The following is a 19,105-nucleotide window of genomic DNA, read 5'->3' on the forward strand; positions in this document are numbered from 1 at the left end:
CCTTCGTTTTACTGCTGGTGTTTTTTCTTGTAATCACTGACCGCCGCTTTAATGGCGTCTTCCGCCAAGATAGAGCAGTGCACCTTGACGGGTGGTAGCTCTAATTCTTCTGCGATCTCAGAGTTTTTGATCGCAGCAGCGTCGTCAATCGAGCGGCCTTTCACCCACTCGGTAACCAGTGAGCTCGAGGCAATCGCCGAGCCGCAGCCGTATGTTTTAAACTTGGCGTCTTCGATGATGCCTTCGTCATTCACCTTGATTTGTAGTTTCATGACGTCGCCACACGCAGGGGCACCAACCATGCCATTACCAACCGATGGGTCGCCTTTCTCAAACGAGCCAACGTTACGTGGGTTTTCGTAGTGGTCAATTACTTTATCGCTGTAAGCCATAATCGTTTCCTCAATATGATTGCTCACTGTTGCCAGCTGGCGCGTTATTCGAGTTAGTGGTGCGCCCATTCAACGGTACTTAGATCGATACCGTCTTTGTACATGTCCCAAAGTGGTGACATTTCACGCAGCTTGTTAACTGCTTCACGCACTTTCTCAATCGCATAATCCACTTCTTCTTCCGTCGTAAAGCGACCAAATGAGAAGCGCAGCGAGCTATGTGCGAGCTCATCGTCGCGTCCAAGCGCACGAAGCACATAGGAAGGTTCAAGGCTTGCTGAGGTACACGCAGACCCTGACGATACCGCCAGATCTTTCAGCGCCATCAGCAATGACTCGCCTTCAACAAAGGCAAAGCTCACGTTTAGGTTATGTGGAACACGCTGTTCCAAATCCCCATTGACGTAAACTTCTTCTAAATCTTTCACGCCTTCATAAAAACGCTCGCGCAATGCCAGCGCATGTTGGAAGTCTTTCTCACGCTCTTCTTTCGCGATACGGAACGCTTCACCCATGCCCACAATTTGGTGAGTAGGCAATGTGCCTGAACGCATACCACGCTCGTGACCACCACCATGCATTTGCGCTTCAATGCGTACGCGTGGCTTACGGCGAACGTATAAGGCACCAATGCCTTTAGGGCCGTACGCTTTGTGTGCGCTGAATGAGATCAAATCGATTTTCATCTCTTTGACGTCCAGTGGCACTTTACCCACTGACTGCGCCGCATCGACGTGGAACATAATTTTACGTTCACGACAAAGCTCGCCAATCGCAGAGATATCTTGAATCACGCCAATCTCGTTATTCACGTGCATGATTGACACTAAAATCGTGTCATCACGCATCGCCGCTTCGAGCTTCTTCAGATCGACCAGGCCGTTTTCTTCTGGCTCAAGATATGTCACCTCAAAGCCTTCACGCTCCAGTTGACGGCAAGGGTCAAGCACGGCTTTATGCTCTGTTTTGCAGGTAATAATGTGCTTGCCTTTCTTGGAGTAGAAATTAGCAATACCTTTGATAGCCAAGTTGTCTGACTCAGTCGCGCCAGAGGTAAACACGATCTCACGTGGGTCGGCATTGCAGTAATTGGCAATGTTCTCACGCGCTGTATCAACCGCTTCTTCTGCTTGCCAGCCAAAGCGGTGTGAACGAGAGGCCGGGTTACCAAAAAACCCGTCCATGGTCAGGTACTGACTCATTTTTTCAGCAACGCGCGGATCCACCGGACACGTGGCTGAATAATCAAAATAAATGGGCAATTTCATGTTTTTCTCCAATTACACCGACATTGGTCATCAGGAGCGAACGTTTACGCCTATGGTGGCGCTATCTTGTTTGACCTTCGAGCTAAATGTGTTTCTGGGCGCCAATGAGGCATCCAGTTTAGCGTCCTGACGATCTGCTACTTGCTTCACTTCGTTATCATGCATCAGCTCACCGAGCGTGATGTCGTTTAAAAAGCCGCTAATTCGGGCACTTAAGTCGTGCCACAGAGTATGTGTTAAACAACGGGTGCCGCCTTGGCAATCCGCTTTACCTTGACACTTGGTCGCGTCGACAGATTCGTCAACGGCAGCAATCACGGCCCCCACGGCAATGTCACTTGCCGCAATACCGAGGCGATAGCCGCCGCCGGGACCACGTACACTTGTCACCAACCCCGACTTGCGGAGCCGTGAAAAAAGTTGCTCAAGATAAGACAAGGAAATGCCTTGACGCTCAGAGATGTCCGCCAGTGGTACAGGACCCTGCTCGGCATGAAGCGCCACATCGAGCATGGCGGTAACCGCATAACGGCCTTTCGAAGTCAATCTCATAACACGCTACCTGTGGTGAATAGATGCTCAGATAGTTACATACCCGAGTAATTTGGTCAAGTATTTACCTGAGTATTTTTGTCAGGTTTTCACCCTAAGTTACGCATGCTCGGTTGAAAGGATCACTGAGCGCGATGATTATCGGTATTTTGCTCGCGCGATGCCGCTTGTTGGGTCACTTTTTCGATGGATGACAGCACCCCCCGTAAAATATTTAACTCTTGGCTCTCAAGTCGCGCTCGGTTAAAGAGCCGACGTAACTTGGTCATCACCATCCCGGGATGCTGAGTACGGATAAATCCGGTTTTGCTAAGGACCGTTTCTAGGTGCTGATAAAACCGTGAAAGCTCTTCATTTAAAGGGTAGGTTTGTTCCAGCGTGGGGCCTTGATAGGCTTGACTGTCTAGCCAAGCGACGCGCATTTCATAGCACAGGGTTTGTACCGCCATCGCCAAGTTCAATGAGCTATAGTCTGGGTTGGACGGAATCGACACATGATAATGGCAGGTCTGCAGCTCTTCATTGGTCAAGCCAGTGCGCTCGCGACCAAAGACAATCGCCACCGGGTGAGTACTCGCCTCTTCCACGGCCTTTTTACCGCATTCGCGCGCATCGAGCATCGGCCACTCGAGTGTCCGGCTTCTTGCACTGGTTCCCACCACAAGGCCACAGTCTGCCACTGCCTCTTCTAAGGTCCCGACGACCCGCGCATTGTTGGCGATATCACTGGCACCGGCCGCCAACGCAATGGCTTGGCCATCCACTTCACATTCGGGGGCCACGAGGGTCATATTGCTAAGCCCCATGACTTTCATTGCCCTAGCGGCTGAGCCAATATTACCGGAATGGGAAGTTCCCACCAATACGACGCGGATTTGATCTAGCATGATGTTGTTTTCGTCTCTTACGCTGTGCACCCTTGATGGGGTGGGCAGGTGTCTGTTAGATCTGCGCAGTTTATCACAGTGCAATCGATAATACTTCTCAGCTAAGCGTGTCGCGCCAGTTCACGGACGTCGCGACGGTCAAAAAATACCCACTTTCCTTTTGCTCTGGCTCTGTTATACTCCGCCCCGCTTTCGTTCTTTAACATCCGTTGGGAAAACCGTATGCATCCGATGCTAAACATCGCCGTCCGTGCTGCACGGAAGGCTGGCGACTTTATCGCCAAATCTGCAGAAAACAGAGACAACATCGAAACCGCGCAAAAAGGCAGTAATGACTTTGTCACTAATGTCGACAAAGCGGCAGAACAAATCATCATCGACATCATCAAAAAGTCCTACCCGGACCACACCATCGTTGGCGAAGAGTCAGGCGTGGCTGAAGGGAAAGATAGCGACTATCAATGGATCATCGACCCACTGGATGGCACCACCAACTTCGTTAACGACTTTCCCCATTTCAGCGTGTCTATCGCGGTGCGTATTAAAGGCCGCACTGAGATCGGCTGCGTTTACGACCCTATCCGTAATGAGCTATTCACCGCACAACGTGGTGCTGGCGCACAACTCAATAACAAGCGTATTCGTACCGGTAGCGCCAAAGAGCTCGACGGCACCATCTTAGCGACGGGCTTCCCCTTCAAAGCAAAGCAACACGCTGAAGGCTTTATGGCGGTCGTGAGCGCGTTATTCGTTGATTGTGCTGATTTCCGTCGCACCGGCTCTGCCGCGTTGGATCTTTGCTATGTGGCCGCAGGCCGTGTTGATGGCTTTTTTGAGCTTGGCCTGAAACCGTGGGATATCGCGGCAGGCGAATTGATTGCCCGTGAAGCTGGGGCGATTTGTACCGACTTTAACGGCGGAACCGACTACATGCGTAGCGGTAACGTGGTAAGCGGTGCACCACGCGTCGTAAAAGGCATGCTGGCCAAAGTGCGCGAGAACGCCCCTGAGTCGATGAAAAAATAATGCTTCCCTCTGGGTATAAAAAAGCGACGCTCGGTGAGCGTCGCTTTTTTTATGCCGTCAAATCATCGGCTGTCTCTTTAACACAGAGTGCCATACTGGCTGCGACGCACACCGAGTGTGCAATTCGCCCCGCAACAAACGCGGGGCGAGCGCATCAAGGCATCGCGTCAAACTCTTGCCCTTCTTTTTCCACTTCTGGCACCAACAGGTGCTCACGCGCAATACCCAGCTTCAATGCCAGAGCAGACGCCACGTAGATTGAAGAGTAGGTACCCACAGTGATACCAATCAGCAAGGCCATCGCAAAGCCGTGGATCATGGTTCCACCCAAGGTGAACAGTGCAATCACCACAAACAAAGTCGTGCCCGAGGTAATGGTGGTTCGACTCAGGGTCTGAGAGACAGACGCATTAATGATTTCATCTGACTCACCTTTACGCAGCTTACGGAAGTTTTCACGAATACGGTCGAACACCACGATGGTATCGTTCAACGAGTACCCCACCACCGTCAGCAACGCAGCGACGATGGTCAAGTCCACTTCGACTTGGAACAAGGAGAAAATACCCAAGGTAATGATCACATCGTGCGCCAGTGCCATCACCGCCCCCGCGGCCAAGCGCCACTCGAAACGGAACGACACGTAGATCAGGATACAGACCAGCGCGATGATGATCGCCAACCCACCCGCTTCGGTCAGCTCGTCACCCACATTCGGGCCAACAAACTCGATGCGGCGCATTTCTACCTGGTCACCCGTACCCGTTTTGATGGCATTGAGCACCTCATTACCGAGGTTCTCGCCTTCCATATCATCACGCGGACGCAGGCGCACCATCACATCAGTGGCACTACCGAAGTTTTGTACCACGGCGTCACCAAAGCCGTCAGCCGCCAGTGACTCACGAATTTGCGGTAAGTCAGCGGGCTGTTCAAAGCCCACTTCTATCAAGGTACCACCGGTAAAGTCGAGCCCCCAGTTAAGCCACTTAGTGGATAGGGTGACGACAGACGCGGCAATCATGGCGATGGACAACACGAAGGCCAATTTAGACCAACGCATAAAGTTGATCGACATGTCCGGTTTAAATATTTGAAACATGCTTGGACTCCCTTAAATCGACAGCTTCTTGACGCGCTTACCGCCGTACACCAGATTAACCAGTGCACGCGTACCAATGATGGCGGTAAACATCGAGGTCAAAATACCGATCGACAGTGTCACCGCGAAGCCTTTTATCGCGCCTGTTCCCACAGCAAACAAGATGATTGCGGTGATCAGCGTGGTGATATTGGCATCGGCGATGGTACTAAACGCGTTAGAATAACCACGGTCGATTGCATGTTGAGGGTTACGGCCTTCGTGGATTTCTTCGCGGATACGCTCAAAAATCAGCACGTTGGCATCGACCGCCATCCCCACCGTCAGGACAATACCGGCAATACCAGGCAGTGTCATGGTCGCCCCTGGGATCAAAGACATAATACCGATAATCAAGACGATATTGGCGAGCAAGGCACAGTTAGCAAACAGACCAAAGCGACGATAGTAAATCAAGGTGAAGACCATCACCGCCACCAAGCCCCAGATACAGGCTTGCACACCCATATTGATGTTTTGCTGACCCATTGATGGACCAATGGTGCGCTCTTCAACAATCGAGATAGGCGCAATCAAGGCACCTGCGCGCAGCAGCAGCGCCAAGTTATGTGCTTCGGCGGCAGAATCAATGCCGGTAATGCGGAAATTACGTCCCAAAGCAGACTGGATCGTGGCTTGGTTAATCACTTCTTCGTGTTTTTCCAAGATCACTTTGCCGTCTTCGTCACGCTCGCCACTGTCTTTGTATTCTGCAAACACGGTGGCCATCAGCTCACCAATGTTACGCTTACTGAAGTCCGCCATTTTGTCACCGCCCTCGCTGTCGAGAGAGATGTTAACTTGTGGTCGGCTGTATTCATCGCGGGAGGAGCTAGCGTCAGTAATGTGCGAGCCCGTCAAAATGACCCGCTTTTTCAGCACGGCGGGACGACCATCTCGAGTACGCATCAACTCGCTGCCCGGTGGCACTCGGCCTGCCATGGCGGCAGATAGGTCAGCGTCCTGATCCACTTCGCGGAATTCCAAGGTCGCGGTGGCACCAAGAATTTCTTTCGCGCGTGCCGTGTCTTGCACACCGGGGAGTTCAACCACAATACGGCTTGCGCCCTGACGTTGCACCAAAGGCTCGGCCACACCCAGTTCATTCACACGGTTGCGCAGAATCGTAATGTTTTGCGCCACCGCGTAGTTACGAATTTCTTTGAGGCGCTCTTCTTTGTAAACCGCGGCTAATCGCCCTTCATCTTCATCGACAGAAAAGTTCATGTCGAGGTAGTTGTTCGAGAGCAGTTCTAGCGCTTTATTGGTGTCTTCGGCATTACGCAGATTCACCACAACACGGGTGTTATCTTCTATTCGTAAACCACGATAACGGATACGCGCTTCACGTAAGTCGGTGCGGAAGCTGTCTTCTTGCTGGGTGATCAGCTTTTCTAATGCTGCATCCATGTCCACTTCCATCAGGAAGTGCACCCCACCACGTAGGTCTAGGCCAAGCTTCATCGGGGTAGCACCCAGCGTATCCAGCCACGATGGCGTTGCAGGCGCCAAGTTTAAGGCAACCACATAGTCATCACTGTCGAAACGCGACATCAAGGCATCACGGGCACTGATTTGTGCTTCCGTGTCTTTAAAGCGGGCTAAGACGGTACCGTCTTCGAGCGCAATGGATTGGTAGGAAAGGTCGTTCGATTCGAGGGTCTGTTTGATGGAGTCCAACGCAGTCATATCTACCGAGGCGCCACGCGCCCCGGAAATTTGTACTGCTGGATCTTCACCGTATAAATTGGGAAGCGCATACACGATGCCAATAACCAGTGTTATTAGCACCATGATGTACTTCCACAAAGGATAACGGTTTAGCACAGCATGCATCCTTTATGGTTGCGAGAATTAGAGAGACTGGATAGTACCTTTAGGCAGTACTGCCGTCACGAAGTCTTTTTTGATGGTCACTTCGTTATTATCGTTGAGTGCAATCACAATAAAGTCATTGTCTTCAGCGATTTGAGTGATCTTACCCACTAAACCACCTCCGGTTAGCACTTCGTCCCCTTTGCTCATAGATGCCATAAGGTTTTTGTGCTCTTTGACACGCTTAGATTGCGGGCGGTAGATCATAAAGTAAAAAATCACCGCAAAGAGACCAAGCATGATAAAAAGCTGCATTCCGCCACCTTGTGGTGCGGCTTCAGCGGCTGCGTGAGCTTGTGAGATAAACATTCAATCACGTCCTCGTTCTAGTTGTTGAATTCGAAATTAATCGAGCGGCGGCACTTCCTTGCCACGACGCGCGTAGAAATCCGCTACAAAGGCATCTAATCTACCTTCGTCAATCGCGTTACGCAAACCTTCCATCACGCGCTGATAGTAGCGTAAGTTGTGGATGGTGTTGAGTCGCGCGCCTAGGATCTCATTACAGCGGTCTAAATGGTAGAGGTAAGCACGGCTGTAGTGGCGGCAAGTGTAACAGTCACACTCGGGATCCAGAGGCGAGGTATCACTTTTATGTTTCGCATTGCGGATCTTGATCACACCGCCAGTAATAAACAAGTGGCCATTACGTGCGTTTCGTGTCGGCATCACACAATCAAACATGTCGACACCACGGCGAACCCCTTCGACCAAATCTTCAGGTTTCCCCACGCCCATCAGATAGCGCGGTTTATCCTCTGGCAGCTGTGGACAAGTGTGCTCCAAGATCCGGTGCATGTCTTCTTTCGGCTCCCCGACCGCTAGGCCGCCAACGGCATACCCATCAAAACCGATCTCGGTAAGACCTTCTACAGAGACATCTCGCAAGTCCTCGTACACGCCGCCTTGTACAATACCAAACAAGGCATTTTTGTTACCTAATTTGTCAAAGTGATTGCGGCTACGTTTTGCCCAGCGTAGTGACATCTCCATCGACTTTTTCGCTTCGTCATGCGTGGCAGGATAGGGCGTACACTCATCAAAAATCATCACGATGTCTGATCCCAAGTCATATTGGATCTCCATCGATTTTTCCGCGTCCATAAAGATGCGATCGCCGTTCACTGGGTTGCGAAAGTGCACCCCTTCTTCGGTGATTTTACGGATATCGCCCAAACTGAACACTTGGAAACCGCCAGAGTCGGTCAAAATAGGGCCATGCCACTGCATAAAGTCATGCAAATCCCCGTGCAGTCGCATAATTTCCTGACCTGGGCGTAGCCATAGATGAAAAGTGTTCCCTAATAGGATCTCCGCCCCAGTCCCTTTCACTTCTTCAGGCGTCATCCCTTTGACGGTGCCATAGGTACCCACCGGCATAAAAGCCGGCGTTTCCACAGTGCCGCGTTCAAAGATTAAGCGGCCACGGCGAGCGCGTCCGTCGGTTTTTTTCAGTTCGTATTCCACGAATCCTCCTCAGTGCCAGAGAAACAGTCTGGCGTGTGTCTTATGCTAACAGGTTTACCCTGCCGCAAGCATAGCGCACACGGACATAAGAGCCCGTGTTCTCATCATGTCGTCAGTGGTGCTGACGGGTAATAAACATGGCATCGCCATAGCTGAAAAAGCGATAGCGTTCTTCAACCGCCGCACGATAAGCGGCCATGGTATGCTGGTAACCGGCAAACGCGCTTACCAACATGATCAAGGTGGATTCCGGCAAGTGAAAATTGGTCACCAATACATCCACTAGCTGCCATTCATACCCCGGATAGATAAAAATCTGGGTGTCATTAAAAAACGGGGACAGTGGCTCACCTTTTTGCTTGGCCGCCTGTGCCGCACTTTCCAGTGAACGCACCGAGGTGGTTCCCACCGCAATCACCCGCTTGCCTTGTGCTCGCGTTTGATTGACCGCATCAACCACCTCTTGCGGCACTTCAGCATACTCAGCGTGCATGGTGTGCTCTTCAATGTTGTCGACCCGAACCGGTTGGAACGTTCCGGCTCCCACGTGCAAGGTGACAAAAGCAATATTGACGCCTTTTTCTTTAAGCGCTGCCATAATGGCATCGTCAAAGTGTAACCCCGCCGTTGGCGCAGCGACGGCCCCAGGCTTTTGGTTATACACGGTTTGATAGCGTTCTTTATCGCTCTCTTCATCTGGGCGGTCGATGTATGGCGGCAACGGCATATGGCCGATGTCGTTAAGCGTATCTACCACGCCTTTATCGTCGTGTAGCTGGATTTCGAACAGAGCATCATGGCGTGCCACCATCTTTGCTGGGACCTGTCCTTCATCGCCGAGGAATAATTCGGCGCCGGGTTTAGGTGCTTTAGAGGCGCGCACATGGGCGAGGAAACGACGTTCGTCGAGCACACGCTCCACCAGCACCTCTATTTTACCCCCCGACGCTTTGCGGCCGTACACGCGCGCGGGGATCACACGCGTGTTGTTGAACACCATCAAATCCCCTGGCTCAACCAGATCGAGGATATCCTTAAACTGACGATGTACCACCTCACCGCTTGTGCCATCGAGTGACAATAAGCGACTTGCACTGCGATCCGGTTGCGGATAGCGCGCAATTAACTCATCGGGGAGTTCAAAGTGAAAATCGGATAATTGCATGACATTTGCCTAGATAAAAAGCAGGCCGCTAGTATAGGTAGCCCACCGTGAAGATCAAGCAAGCTGGATGCTTGATTCAGGCATCGTTTACACAGGCGCCAATGAACACAACATTTGCCTCGATGCGCGTAGTTATCTTGATGCATATCACGCCTAACCCGGTACAACTGCACTACAGTAAAAGTATCCCTGTGTACTGATGACAAGGAGGTGCCATGTTTATTGTTGATGATATGATGACCCGGCATCCACACACGCTTAGCCCTGACCATACCCTGGATGACGCGCACCGTTTAATGCGCGCCGAGCGCTTTCGCCATCTCCCCATCGTTGACGATGATGAGCGTTTGTTAGGACTGGTCACACAAAGAGATGTGCTGTCAGCACAAGCCTCTTCACTAGGCAAAACGACCAATGGAGATCACCAGATCCATACTCCCCTATCACACTTTATCGAGCGGCAACTGGTCACAGTCGACCCCGGGGCGTCACTACGGGCTGCAGCGCTAACCATGCTCGAGCGTAAAATAGGCTGCTTACCGGTGGTGAAGCACCAACGTTTGGTTGGGATCATCACCGACAGTGATTTTGTCGCCATCGCGTCAACATTGCTGGAGATCCAAGAAGAAAGTGAGCCGGTTGAAGAGGGAGAATAAATAAAAAAGGGAGTGTGAGACTCCCTTTTTATCAGGTTGATAACCGGTATCGCGCGATTAGAATTGATCTTCTTCCGTCGAGCCCGTTAATGCCGTGACCGATGATTGCCCACCTTGGATAATATTGGTCATCTGATCAAAATACCCAGTACCCACTTCTTGCTGGTGCGCGACAAAGGTATAGCCACGCTCAGCGGCAGCGAACTCTGGACGCTGAACCTTTTCAACGTAGTGACGCATGCCCTCACCTTGCGCATAAGCATGCGCCAAGTCGAACATGTTGTACCACATGTTATGAATACCCGCTAAGGTAATGAACTGGTACTTATAGCCCATATCAGACAGTTCTTGTTGGAAACGCGCTATCGTCTCGGCGTCCAGGTTTTTCTCCCAGTTGAAAGACGGTGAGCAGTTATAAGCCAAAAGCTGGTCTGGATACTGAGCATGAATGGCTTCAGCAAACTGTCGTGCTTCTTCCAAGTCCGGTTTCGCGGTCTCGCACCAAATCAAATCGGCATACGGCGCATAAGCTAGGCCTCGAGAAATGGCTTGCTCAATCCCAGGACGCACGCGATAAAACCCTTCGGCTGTGCGCTCACCTACGATGAAGTCCTTGTCGTATGGGTCGCAATCAGAGGTCAATAGATCGGCCGCGTTGGCATCAGTACGCGCAATGACCAGCGTATCGGTGCCCGCCACATCGGCAGCTAAGCGCGCCGCGACCAATTTTTGTACCGCCTCTTGGGTTGGCACCAACACTTTTCCGCCCATGTGGCCACATTTTTTCACTGAGGCGAGCTGATCTTCAAAGTGAACACCGGCAGCGCCAGCTTCAATCATGTTACGCATCAGCTCGTAGGCGTTAAGCACACCACCAAAGCCGGCTTCGGCATCCGCTACAATCGGTAAGAAATAGTCGGTGCCCTCTTCCGGTGAGCCCCCTTTCGACCACTGAATTTGGTCCGCTCGGCGAAACGCATTATTAATGCGCTTAACGACAGCGGGAACGGAATCAACCGGATACAACGACTGGTCTGGATACATACTCGAGGCTGTGTTGTTGTCAGCCGCCACCTGCCAACCAGACAGATAAATCGCTTCAATACCCGCTTTGGCTTGCTGCACCGCTTGACCGCCTGTCAATGCGCCCAAGCAGTTGACGTAGCCTTTTTTGGCACTGCCATTGACCAAATCCCATAGTTTGGCAGCTCCCCGCTTAGCGACGGTATTCTCCGGCACAAACGAGCCACGCATATTGACGACTTCTTCAGCCGTGTAGGGGCGCTTAACCTGTTTCCAGCGCGGGTTTTCCGCCCAATCCTTTTCCAGTTCAGCGATTTGTTGTTGGCGAGTCAAAGTCATGTTCCATTCCTCTTTGTTAGCAGGGCTGTACCAGCCCCTTACTGTCATTCCATGTTTGTTATTGTGCTTCCATGCCCATTACGGCAAATACTCATAACCCGGTAAGGTTAAAAAGTTAACCAGCTCATCACTGGTAGTCAGCGTTTCCATCAAGGTTGCCGCTTGCCGGTACCGTCCTTGCGCAAAGCGCTCTGCGCCTAGCTCTTTTTCAAGCACCGCCATTTCCTCGGCAAGATACTGAGAGAACAACGCCTTGGTCACCACCTTGCCGTTGCTCAGTGGTTTTTGATGCTTAATCCATTGCCAAATCGACGCACGTGAGATTTCAGCCGTGGCCGCGTCCTCCATCAAGCCATAAATAGGCACACATCCGTTACCTGAAATCCACGCTTCAATGTACTGCACCGCCACGCGAATGTTATGTCGCATTCCCGCCTCTGTGCGTTCGCCATCGCAAGGCGCCAGCAGCTCTGCAGCAGTAATCTCAGCATCTTGCTCGCGGGTCACCGTAAGTTGATTCGGCTTATCGCCAAGTGCACGGTCGAAAATCGCGCGAGCCGTGTCAGCCAGCCCTGGATGCGCAATCCAGGTGCCATCGTGGCCATTATTGGCTTCTAAGGTTTTATCCTTTTCAATTTTCTCTAGCACCTGCTGGTTTTCAGCCGGGTCTTTACTGGGAATAAAGGCTGCCATGCCACCCATCGCCAACGCGCCACGCTTATGGCACGTTTTGACCAGTAAACGCGAGTAAGCGTTAAGGAAAGGCTTATCCATGGTCACCACTTGGCGGTCCGGCAACACGCGGTCCGGATGATTACGCAATGTTTTGATATAGCTAAAGATATAATCCCAGCGACCACAGTTAAGGGCGACGATGTGATCACGAAGGTGATACAAAATCTCATCCATTTCGAACACGGCGGGCAAGGTTTCAATCAGCACGGTCGCTTTGATGGTGCCACGGCTTAGCCCAAACTCGTCTTCGGCAAAGGAAAACACCTCACTCCACCACGCGGCTTCTTGATATGCTTGAAGTTTAGGCAGGTAGAAATAAGGCCCCGATCCCGTCTCGAGTAAACGACGGTAGTTATGGAAAAAGTAAAGAGCGAAGTCGAACAGGGCCCCTGGAATTGGTTTACCCTGCCACGTCACGTGTTTTTCGGTCAGGTGCAAGCCACGCACACGGCAAATAAGGCGTGCTGGGTCCTCATTTAGCTGATAGCGTTTGCCTGTATCAGGGTGCTGATAACTGATGGTGCCATTCACGGCATCGCGCAAATTACGCTGCCCGTCAACCACTTGTGGCCACGCTGGCGCAAAGGAGTCTTCAAAGTCCGCCATGAAAACTTTCACGTTGGCGTTGAGTGCGTTGATCACCATCTTCCGGTCTACCGGTCCGGTAATTTCTAGCCGCCGATCTTGTAAATCCTCGGGAATGCCACGGATGGTCCAATCCGCTTGGCGGATCGATTGCGTCTCCGGAAGAAAGTCGGGCAGCTCTCCCGCATCAATGCGTTGTTGACGCGCCTCACGCGCCGCTAACAGTGTGGGTACGCGCGCCGCATAACGCTCAGCGAGACTGGCTAAAAAGCACAATGCATCATCGGTTAAGATTTCTGCCTGCTCTGCGGTGACTGTCTCGTTAATCACCAACGATTCGCGTAAGGTTGAGCACGCTTCCGTCATATCGCCTCCCTGGCTTATCATTTGTAATCCAATCACAACACTATTATTTACTACACGCGCTTGGGCTCTCGTGCAGCACTTGTGTTATTACGTTGGCTTACATTCGCGCAAAAATCAACCAAGAACAAAACAAAAACGGAATGGTAAATTATTAAAATAAATTAAAAACAAACACTTAAACAGTTTAGAGTATAAGCTCGAATGCGCTTTTTTATGACCATTATCAGAATGATATAACACTGCTACGGGGATCATAATTTTGTCACCACTTTGTAATCAGTTACGTAATTAAATTACACAACAAGCGCTTTACCCTGTGGCGAAAAAATAAAAAAATACTTTAACTTCAATGACTTATATGTAAAAACAAAAAGCAGCACCCTGGGGTGCTGCTTTTTTCGTGATAATAATCCAACGGCTTTGGTGTCATTTTCAACGCCCTTAAACAAACAATCATGCTGCAAAAAGGCAAAAATATCAGTGTAAATAACTTATTTTAGGCTTTTTACTCCCTAGCTGTTGGGGAAAGTAGTCCTGCGACCAGATCAGCGAGCTGGTTAAACGTATTAATCCGACTCGAAGAGGGTCGCCAGACCACTCCTATATCACGGTAGGCCGCTTCTCCCGGCGGCGTTTCTAAATGCACGTCGAGGTTATCAATTAAGCCATGATCAATCGCCATTTGCGGTATAAAGGTCACACCATTGCCGTTTGCGACCATTTGCACCAAGGTGTGTAAGCTGGTTGCCATAAATGGGTTAATCTTCTGTGAGGCCGTCATCTGACAGGCAGAAACAGCATGGTCAGTGAGGCAGTGTTCTCGCTCAAGCAAGAAAACAGATTCATCGGGCAGCGCGTCATAATCGATGGGTAACTCAAGCTGCGCAGCTTGCTTTTGGCTCATCACCATTTTAAACGGATCACGCCCCACCACGCGACGGGTCATGGTGCCAATATCCATTGGCAGCGCGAGGATAAGGATATCCATTTCGCCGTGTTTGAGCGCGGTGAGTAAGTTCGCCGTGGTGTCCTCACGCAACAACAAATCTAAGTTGGGGTAATGTCGGTTGACTTGCTGCACCACATCACACAATAAGAATGGCGCGATGGTAGGGATGCAGCCCAGCCGTACTTTGCCGTGCATAGGATCTGATTTAACTTGCGTTAGCTCCATCAAATCCTGACTGCGCGCTAGGATTTCTCGGCTACGGCGCACCACCTCTTCGCCCATCCCAGTGAGTACCAAGGTTTTATTGTCACGCTCAATGAGCTGAGCACCAATCAGATCCTCGAGGTTTTGGATCCCAGCGCTCAAGGTCGACTGGCTCACAAAACACAATTTCGCCGCTTCGCCAAAATGCCGCGTTTCGGAGAGGGTAACCAGATAGTGTAGCTGCTTTAAAGACGGATATTTGTTCATACAGTCATATTTTAAACAATCGTATTTTTCGATTATTACAATCTATTAATTCCACTTTTTTCAATCTAACAAGTTAGCTATAGTTTGTCTCGCTTATATAGGAACCTGATTATCAGGCAAACATTTAAACTAGGAGCTGAGATATGGTACTCGTAGGTCGTCAAGCACCAGATTTTACTGCCGCTGCCGTACTAGGTAATGGCGAAATCGTTGATAACTTCAACCTGAAAGAGTTCACCAAAGGCAAAAAAGCGGTTGTCTTTTTCTACCCACTCGACTTCACTTTCGTGTGCCCATCAGAGCTGATCGCATTCGATAAGCGCCTGAGCGACTTCCAAGCTAAAGGCGTTGAGGTTATCGGTGTGTCTATCGACTCTCAGTTCTCACACAACGCGTGGCGTAAAACGGCTGTCGAAGACGGCGGCATCGGCGCTGTGAAGTATCCACTGGTTGCTGACGTTAAGCACGAAATCTGTAAAGCATACGACGTTGAGCACCCAGAAGCTGGCGTTGCGTTCCGTGGTTCTTTCCTTATCGACGAGGAAGGTGTGGTTCGTCACCAAGTTGTTAACGACCTACCACTAGGCCGTAACATCGACGAAATGCTACGCATGGTTGACGCACTGAACTTCCACCAGAAAAACGGTGAAGTTTGCCCTGCACAGTGGGAAGAAGGTAAAGCGGGTATGGCTGAGTCACCTGAAGGTGTAGCTGCATATCTGTCTGAGCACACTGACGACCTGTAATAAGGTCAAGTGCCCTGCACTGGACAATGTGAGACAATAATGAGGCCCGGCAAACCGGGCCCTTTTTTATCTATCCCACCTCGCCTTACTCAGGCTCTTCTCTTATCAAGCCATTTCCAATCTAACACTAGGTAATTACCTCTCACCCTGTCACAATAGCGTGGACTATCTTGATACGGTTCGTTTCGTCAAAGGGGTGATATGTCTGTCTTGGTTGAAGTTTGTATTGATAGTATTCGTTCGTTATCGCTTGCTGAGCACGCTGGTGCGGATCGAGTGGAACTGTGCAGCGCACTGCGCCTCGGTGGTTTAACCCCAAGTGATGGCTATATGCAACAAGCCGCTCAGAAAGCGCGGATCCCTATTTATGCGATTATCCGACCGCGAGAAGGCGACTTCGTCTATGCCAGTGAAGAGATTGAAGTGATGCTGCAAGATATCGCCAACGCCCACCAAGCTGGGTGTGCAGGTGTGGTGATCGGCGCACTCACGCCAAGTGGTCAACTCGACTTGCCGGCTATTGATGCCATGCTTGCCCAAGCAAAGGGAATGGGAGTGACTTTCCACCGCGCATTTGATCACTGCCAAGACCCTCACGCGGCGCTCGAAGCAATCCTTGCCCGCCCGACGATTGAACGCATTCTCACCTCCGGGCAAGCGACGAATGCTTGGCAGGGAAAAGAGGCACTCAAACAATGGGTGGACGCCACACGCCATACCTCATTGGCCATCATGCCAGGCGCAGGCGTGACCCCCGACAATGCACAAGCGATTTTAACGACCACCGGCGCACGTGAAATCCACTTGTCGGCACGCACCGAGCAAGTAAGCGTCATGCAATCAAACGCCTGCGCATCGATGGGCGATGGGGACGATGGCAGTTATCCGATCACCGATCCGGAACGCATTCGTCTCGTCAAAGCCATTGCTCAATCGTTTTAAACCTCTGTGTAATGCCGTGATCAGACAACATGGCAATGTGACCCACTCTAGTCTTTTGAGGTGATATACGCTTTCGCTACTTGAATCCATTGCATCCGAAAAGTGAGTTTTCTACCGTGATCCCATCGCTGTGGTAAAAGGAGAGCGGCCTTGTCGGATAAAAAAGCACACAAGATCAGCAAAAAACACTACGAGAAAAAGCTAACCGAATTACAGACTGAGTTGGTCAAACTTCAAGAATGGGTCAAGCAAGAGCAGTTGAAAGTAGTGGTCATTTTTGAAGGGCGCGATGCCGCCGGTAAAGGCGGCGTGATTAAACGGATCACCGAAAAGCTCAATCCGCGTGTTTGTCGAGTCGTCGCGCTAGATAAGCCCACAGAGCGTGAACGCACACAGTGGTATTTTCAGCGTTATATTGAGCACCTACCCGCCGGTGGTGAAATTGTCTTGTTCGACCGTAGTTGGTATAACCGCGCCGGCGTCGAGCGAGTCATGGGCTTTTGCAGCGATGAAGAATATGAAGAGTTCCTTCGTACGTGCCCCGAGCTTGAGCGAATGTTGATCCGTTCTGGGATCATCTTAATTAAATACTGGTTTTCGGTATCGGACGAGGAGCAAGAAAAGCGCTTCGCGGAGCGGATTAACACCCCAATAAAGCGTTGGAAATTCAGCCCCATGGATCTCGAGTCTCGTAGTCGTTGGGTGCAATACAGTGAAGCCAAAGACCGCATGTTTGCCTACACCGACACCAAAGAAAGCCCTTGGTGGGTGGTGGAAGCCGATAACAAAAAGCACGCTCGGCTCAATTGCATCGCTCACTTACTCTCACAAATCCCTTACCAAGAAATTGACTACCCCGCAGTCACCCTCCCAGAAATCAATAAGGAAGGTTACGTGCGTATGCCTTTGCATGACCAGAGCTTTGTCCCAGACGCCGTCAGTGACTGGATAGACGACGAGTAGCGATTATTTGAGGAGCTTTTCCAGCTCCTCTTTTTGAATGTGGCGAACGTCTTTGCCTTTGACAAAATAGATGATGTATTCACAAATGTTCTGACAGCGATCGCCCACTCGCTCAATGGCTCGGGCCGACCACATCACTTTCAGCACATTGGGAATCGAGCGTGGATCTTCCATCATGTAGGTCATCAGCTGTCGCAAAATCCCCTCGTATTCACGGTCCAACGAGTCATCTTTACGATAGACTTTCATTGCCGCATCAATATCCATGCGCGCAAAGGCGTCTAACACATCGTGCAGCATTTTAGCGGCGCGCTGACCTAACGCTTCGAGTGATACCAAAAACGGCTGCTGAGAATAGCTCGAGTTGTCGAGAGCCATTTTAGCGATACTGTCAGCAACATCACCAATGCGCTCAAGATCAGTGATGGTCTTAATGATAGCCATCACCAGTCGCAGATCGCTCGCGGTGGGCTGACGTTTAGCAATGATGCGTGTACATGCCTCATCAATCGCCACTTCCATGCCATTCACTTTGTGATCTTCACGAATAACATGGCGCGCAAGCTCCACATCTTGATTGTGCATGGCGCGCAGCGCATCGGTTAGCTGACGCTCAACCAAGCCGCCCATTGCCAGCACGTGGGTGCGAATGGCTTCAAGCTCTGCGTTAAACTGACCAGAAATATGACGGCTAATATTGTGGTTATCCAAGGCCTGCTCCTTATCCGTAGCGCCCGGTGATGTAGTCTTCGGTTTGTTTGTTTTGTGGGGTGGTAAACAAGGTATCGGTATCCGCGTATTCCACCAAGCGTCCCATGTTAATAAACGCCGTTTGATCCGAGACCCGCGCCGCTTGTTGCATATTATGGGTAACAATCACCACTGTGTATTGATTCTTTAAATCATTAATCAGCTCTTCAATGGTCAAGGTTGAGATGGGATCCAACGCTGACGATGGCTCATCAAGCAGCAACACTTCAGGTTCAATCGCGATCGCCCGCGCGATCACCAGCCGTTGCTGTTGCCCACTGGACAACCCAAACGCATTGTCATTAAGGCGATCTTTCACCTCATCCCATAATGCCGCGCCACGCAATGAACGCTCGACGGCATCATCGAGTGTTCTAGGATCATTGATCCCTTGTAAACGCAGTCCAAAGATAACATTTTCATAGACAGATTTGGGGAAAGGGTTAGGACGCTGAAACACCATCCCCACTTGACGGCGTAATGCTGGCACATCCACGTCGCGGTGATAGATATTTTGTCCGTGTAGGGTGATCCCGCCTCGAACACGGCAACCATCCACCAAGTCATTCATCCGATTAATACAACGTAGCAATGTCGATTTACCACACCCAGACGGTCCGATAAACGCAGTGACCTTCCCTTTGGGAATACGCATACTGATATCAAACAGCGCTTGGGTCGACCCGTAGTAAAGGTTGAGATCCCGAATAGCTAACGCGGTTTGCTCGTCAGGCAAATTCCCCAAGTCTAAGCTAGGCGTGACACCTATGGGTGGCGTTATCGAAAACATCGAGCGGGATCCTTATC

19 protein-coding genes are annotated in these 19,105 nt (G+C 50.8%); 5 read left to right on the forward strand and 14 right to left on the reverse strand.

Translation table 11 applies throughout. The annotated features are described in order from the left end of the window. Positions 1 to 8: 8 nt before the first annotated feature. From iscU to trmJ, 4 genes are all read right to left on the reverse strand, one after another. Complete coding sequence (gene iscU, locus BZG25_RS07565; RefSeq protein ID WP_046075009.1) at positions 9 to 392, reverse strand: Fe-S cluster assembly scaffold IscU; 384 nt, start codon at positions 390 to 392, stop codon at positions 9 to 11. 53 nt (positions 393 to 445) lie between these two features. Beyond that, positions 446 to 1,660: an IscS subfamily cysteine desulfurase gene (locus BZG25_RS07570; RefSeq protein ID WP_046075010.1), complete on the reverse strand. Its 1,215-nt coding sequence runs from the start codon at positions 1,658 to 1,660 to the stop codon at positions 446 to 448. A gap of 30 nt (positions 1,661 to 1,690) precedes the next feature. Further along, positions 1,691 to 2,212: a Fe-S cluster assembly transcriptional regulator IscR gene (gene iscR, locus BZG25_RS07575; RefSeq protein WP_077579558.1), complete on the reverse strand. Its 522-nt coding sequence runs from the start codon at positions 2,210 to 2,212 to the stop codon at positions 1,691 to 1,693. 122 nt (positions 2,213 to 2,334) lie between these two features. Next, positions 2,335 to 3,099, reverse strand: a complete 765-nt coding sequence (gene trmJ / locus BZG25_RS07580; RefSeq protein ID WP_046075012.1) for a tRNA (cytosine(32)/uridine(32)-2'-O)-methyltransferase TrmJ — start codon at positions 3,097 to 3,099, stop codon at positions 2,335 to 2,337. 222 nt (positions 3,100 to 3,321) lie between these two features. Between trmJ and suhB the strand changes: the two genes are divergently transcribed. Further along, positions 3,322 to 4,125: an inositol-1-monophosphatase gene (gene suhB / locus BZG25_RS07585; protein ID WP_046075013.1), complete on the forward strand. Its 804-nt coding sequence runs from the start codon at positions 3,322 to 3,324 to the stop codon at positions 4,123 to 4,125. 154 nt (positions 4,126 to 4,279) lie between these two features. Here suhB and secF read toward each other — a convergent pair whose 3' ends face one another. The 5 genes from secF to queA form a co-directional block, all read right to left on the reverse strand. Further along, positions 4,280 to 5,227 (reverse strand): protein translocase subunit SecF, encoded by a 948-nt coding sequence (secF, locus tag BZG25_RS07590; protein ID WP_046075014.1) that lies wholly within the window; start codon positions 5,225 to 5,227, stop codon positions 4,280 to 4,282. A 12-nt stretch (positions 5,228 to 5,239) separates the two neighbouring features. Further along, the gene (gene secD / locus BZG25_RS07595; protein WP_046075015.1) at positions 5,240 to 7,093 is read right to left on the reverse strand and encodes a protein translocase subunit SecD; all 1,854 of its coding nucleotides are present in this window, start codon (positions 7,091 to 7,093) and stop codon (positions 5,240 to 5,242) included. A 27-nt stretch (positions 7,094 to 7,120) separates the two neighbouring features. Next, entirely contained in the window at positions 7,121 to 7,450 is a 330-nt protein-coding gene (gene yajC / locus BZG25_RS07600) for a preprotein translocase subunit YajC (RefSeq protein ID WP_046075016.1), read from the reverse strand. 36 nt (positions 7,451 to 7,486) lie between these two features. Next, the gene (gene tgt, locus BZG25_RS07605; RefSeq protein WP_077579559.1) at positions 7,487 to 8,608 is read right to left on the reverse strand and encodes a tRNA guanosine(34) transglycosylase Tgt; all 1,122 of its coding nucleotides are present in this window, start codon (positions 8,606 to 8,608) and stop codon (positions 7,487 to 7,489) included. Positions 8,609 to 8,720: 112 nt separating this feature from the next. Further along, positions 8,721 to 9,773 (reverse strand): tRNA preQ1(34) S-adenosylmethionine ribosyltransferase-isomerase QueA, encoded by a 1,053-nt coding sequence (gene queA, locus BZG25_RS07610; RefSeq protein WP_077638766.1) that lies wholly within the window; start codon positions 9,771 to 9,773, stop codon positions 8,721 to 8,723. 215 nt (positions 9,774 to 9,988) lie between these two features. Between queA and BZG25_RS07615 the strand changes: the two genes are divergently transcribed. Continuing rightward, positions 9,989 to 10,429, forward strand: coding sequence for a CBS domain-containing protein (locus tag BZG25_RS07615; RefSeq protein ID WP_046075019.1), 441 nt, complete (start codon positions 9,989 to 9,991; stop codon positions 10,427 to 10,429). A 57-nt stretch (positions 10,430 to 10,486) separates the two neighbouring features. On the opposite strand, the gene aceA is transcribed toward BZG25_RS07615, so the two are convergent. The 3 genes from aceA to BZG25_RS07630 form a co-directional block, all read right to left on the reverse strand. Continuing rightward, a complete protein-coding gene (gene aceA, locus BZG25_RS07620; RefSeq protein ID WP_046075020.1) occupies positions 10,487 to 11,791 on the reverse strand; it encodes an isocitrate lyase in 1,305 nt (434 codons plus the stop codon). Positions 11,792 to 11,869: 78 nt separating this feature from the next. Continuing rightward, complete coding sequence (gene aceB, locus BZG25_RS07625; protein WP_046075021.1) at positions 11,870 to 13,477, reverse strand: malate synthase A; 1,608 nt, start codon at positions 13,475 to 13,477, stop codon at positions 11,870 to 11,872. Positions 13,478 to 13,982: 505 nt separating this feature from the next. Further along, complete coding sequence (locus BZG25_RS07630; RefSeq protein ID WP_046075023.1) at positions 13,983 to 14,897, reverse strand: hydrogen peroxide-inducible genes activator; 915 nt, start codon at positions 14,895 to 14,897, stop codon at positions 13,983 to 13,985. 143 nt (positions 14,898 to 15,040) lie between these two features. Between BZG25_RS07630 and BZG25_RS07635 the strand changes: the two genes are divergently transcribed. The 3 genes from BZG25_RS07635 to ppk2 all read left to right on the forward strand — a co-directional run bounded on the left by BZG25_RS07635 (position 15,041) and on the right by ppk2 (position 17,548). Further along, the gene (locus BZG25_RS07635) at positions 15,041 to 15,643 is read left to right on the forward strand and encodes a peroxiredoxin C (RefSeq protein WP_046075024.1); all 603 of its coding nucleotides are present in this window, start codon (positions 15,041 to 15,043) and stop codon (positions 15,641 to 15,643) included. Between the two features lie 201 nt (positions 15,644 to 15,844). Beyond that, positions 15,845 to 16,585: a copper homeostasis protein CutC gene (locus tag BZG25_RS07640; RefSeq protein ID WP_077638767.1), complete on the forward strand. Its 741-nt coding sequence runs from the start codon at positions 15,845 to 15,847 to the stop codon at positions 16,583 to 16,585. Positions 16,586 to 16,735: 150 nt separating this feature from the next. Next, positions 16,736 to 17,548: a polyphosphate kinase 2 gene (ppk2, locus tag BZG25_RS07645; RefSeq protein ID WP_046075026.1), complete on the forward strand. Its 813-nt coding sequence runs from the start codon at positions 16,736 to 16,738 to the stop codon at positions 17,546 to 17,548. Between the two features lie 3 nt (positions 17,549 to 17,551). On the opposite strand, the gene phoU is transcribed toward ppk2, so the two are convergent. Both phoU and pstB read right to left on the reverse strand, forming a co-directional pair. After that, on the reverse strand, positions 17,552 to 18,259 hold the full coding sequence (gene phoU, locus BZG25_RS07650; RefSeq protein ID WP_046075027.1) for a phosphate signaling complex protein PhoU: 708 nt from the start codon (positions 18,257 to 18,259) through the stop codon (positions 17,552 to 17,554). Between the two features lie 10 nt (positions 18,260 to 18,269). Further along, complete coding sequence (gene pstB / locus BZG25_RS07655; RefSeq protein WP_046075028.1) at positions 18,270 to 19,088, reverse strand: phosphate ABC transporter ATP-binding protein PstB; 819 nt, start codon at positions 19,086 to 19,088, stop codon at positions 18,270 to 18,272. Positions 19,089 to 19,105 lie beyond the last annotated feature (17 nt).

Origin of the sequence: Salinivibrio sp. ML198 (assembly GCF_001996015.1) — a bacterium.
In the GTDB taxonomy this organism is placed as follows: domain Bacteria; phylum Pseudomonadota; class Gammaproteobacteria; order Enterobacterales; family Vibrionaceae; genus Salinivibrio; species Salinivibrio siamensis.

Excerpts from the sequence above, each read along its gene's own strand:
- suhB (WP_046075013.1), top strand. The coding sequence starts at position 3,322 with ATGCATCCGATGCTAAACATCGCCGTCCGTGCTGCACGGAAGGCTGGC.
- aceB (WP_046075021.1), bottom strand. The coding sequence starts at position 13,477 with ATGACGGAAGCGTGCTCAACCTTACGCGAATCGTTGGTGATTAACGAG.
- yajC (WP_046075016.1), bottom strand. The coding sequence starts at position 7,450 with ATGTTTATCTCACAAGCTCACGCAGCCGCTGAAGCCGCACCACAAGGT.
- BZG25_RS07640 (WP_077638767.1), top strand. The coding sequence starts at position 15,845 with ATGTCTGTCTTGGTTGAAGTTTGTATTGATAGTATTCGTTCGTTATCG.
- BZG25_RS07570 (WP_046075010.1), bottom strand. The coding sequence starts at position 1,660 with ATGAAATTGCCCATTTATTTTGATTATTCAGCCACGTGTCCGGTGGAT.
- BZG25_RS07630 (WP_046075023.1), bottom strand. The coding sequence starts at position 14,897 with ATGAACAAATATCCGTCTTTAAAGCAGCTACACTATCTGGTTACCCTC.
- iscR (WP_077579558.1), bottom strand. The coding sequence starts at position 2,212 with ATGAGATTGACTTCGAAAGGCCGTTATGCGGTTACCGCCATGCTCGAT.
- BZG25_RS07635 (WP_046075024.1), top strand. The coding sequence starts at position 15,041 with ATGGTACTCGTAGGTCGTCAAGCACCAGATTTTACTGCCGCTGCCGTA.
- secF (WP_046075014.1), bottom strand. The coding sequence starts at position 5,227 with ATGTTTCAAATATTTAAACCGGACATGTCGATCAACTTTATGCGTTGG.
- aceA (WP_046075020.1), bottom strand. The coding sequence starts at position 11,791 with ATGACTTTGACTCGCCAACAACAAATCGCTGAACTGGAAAAGGATTGG.
- BZG25_RS07615 (WP_046075019.1), top strand. The coding sequence starts at position 9,989 with ATGTTTATTGTTGATGATATGATGACCCGGCATCCACACACGCTTAGC.
- iscU (WP_046075009.1), bottom strand. The coding sequence starts at position 392 with ATGGCTTACAGCGATAAAGTAATTGACCACTACGAAAACCCACGTAAC.
- queA (WP_077638766.1), bottom strand. The coding sequence starts at position 9,773 with ATGCAATTATCCGATTTTCACTTTGAACTCCCCGATGAGTTAATTGCG.
- trmJ (WP_046075012.1), bottom strand. The coding sequence starts at position 3,099 with ATGCTAGATCAAATCCGCGTCGTATTGGTGGGAACTTCCCATTCCGGT.
- pstB (WP_046075028.1), bottom strand. The coding sequence starts at position 19,088 with ATGTTTTCGATAACGCCACCCATAGGTGTCACGCCTAGCTTAGACTTG.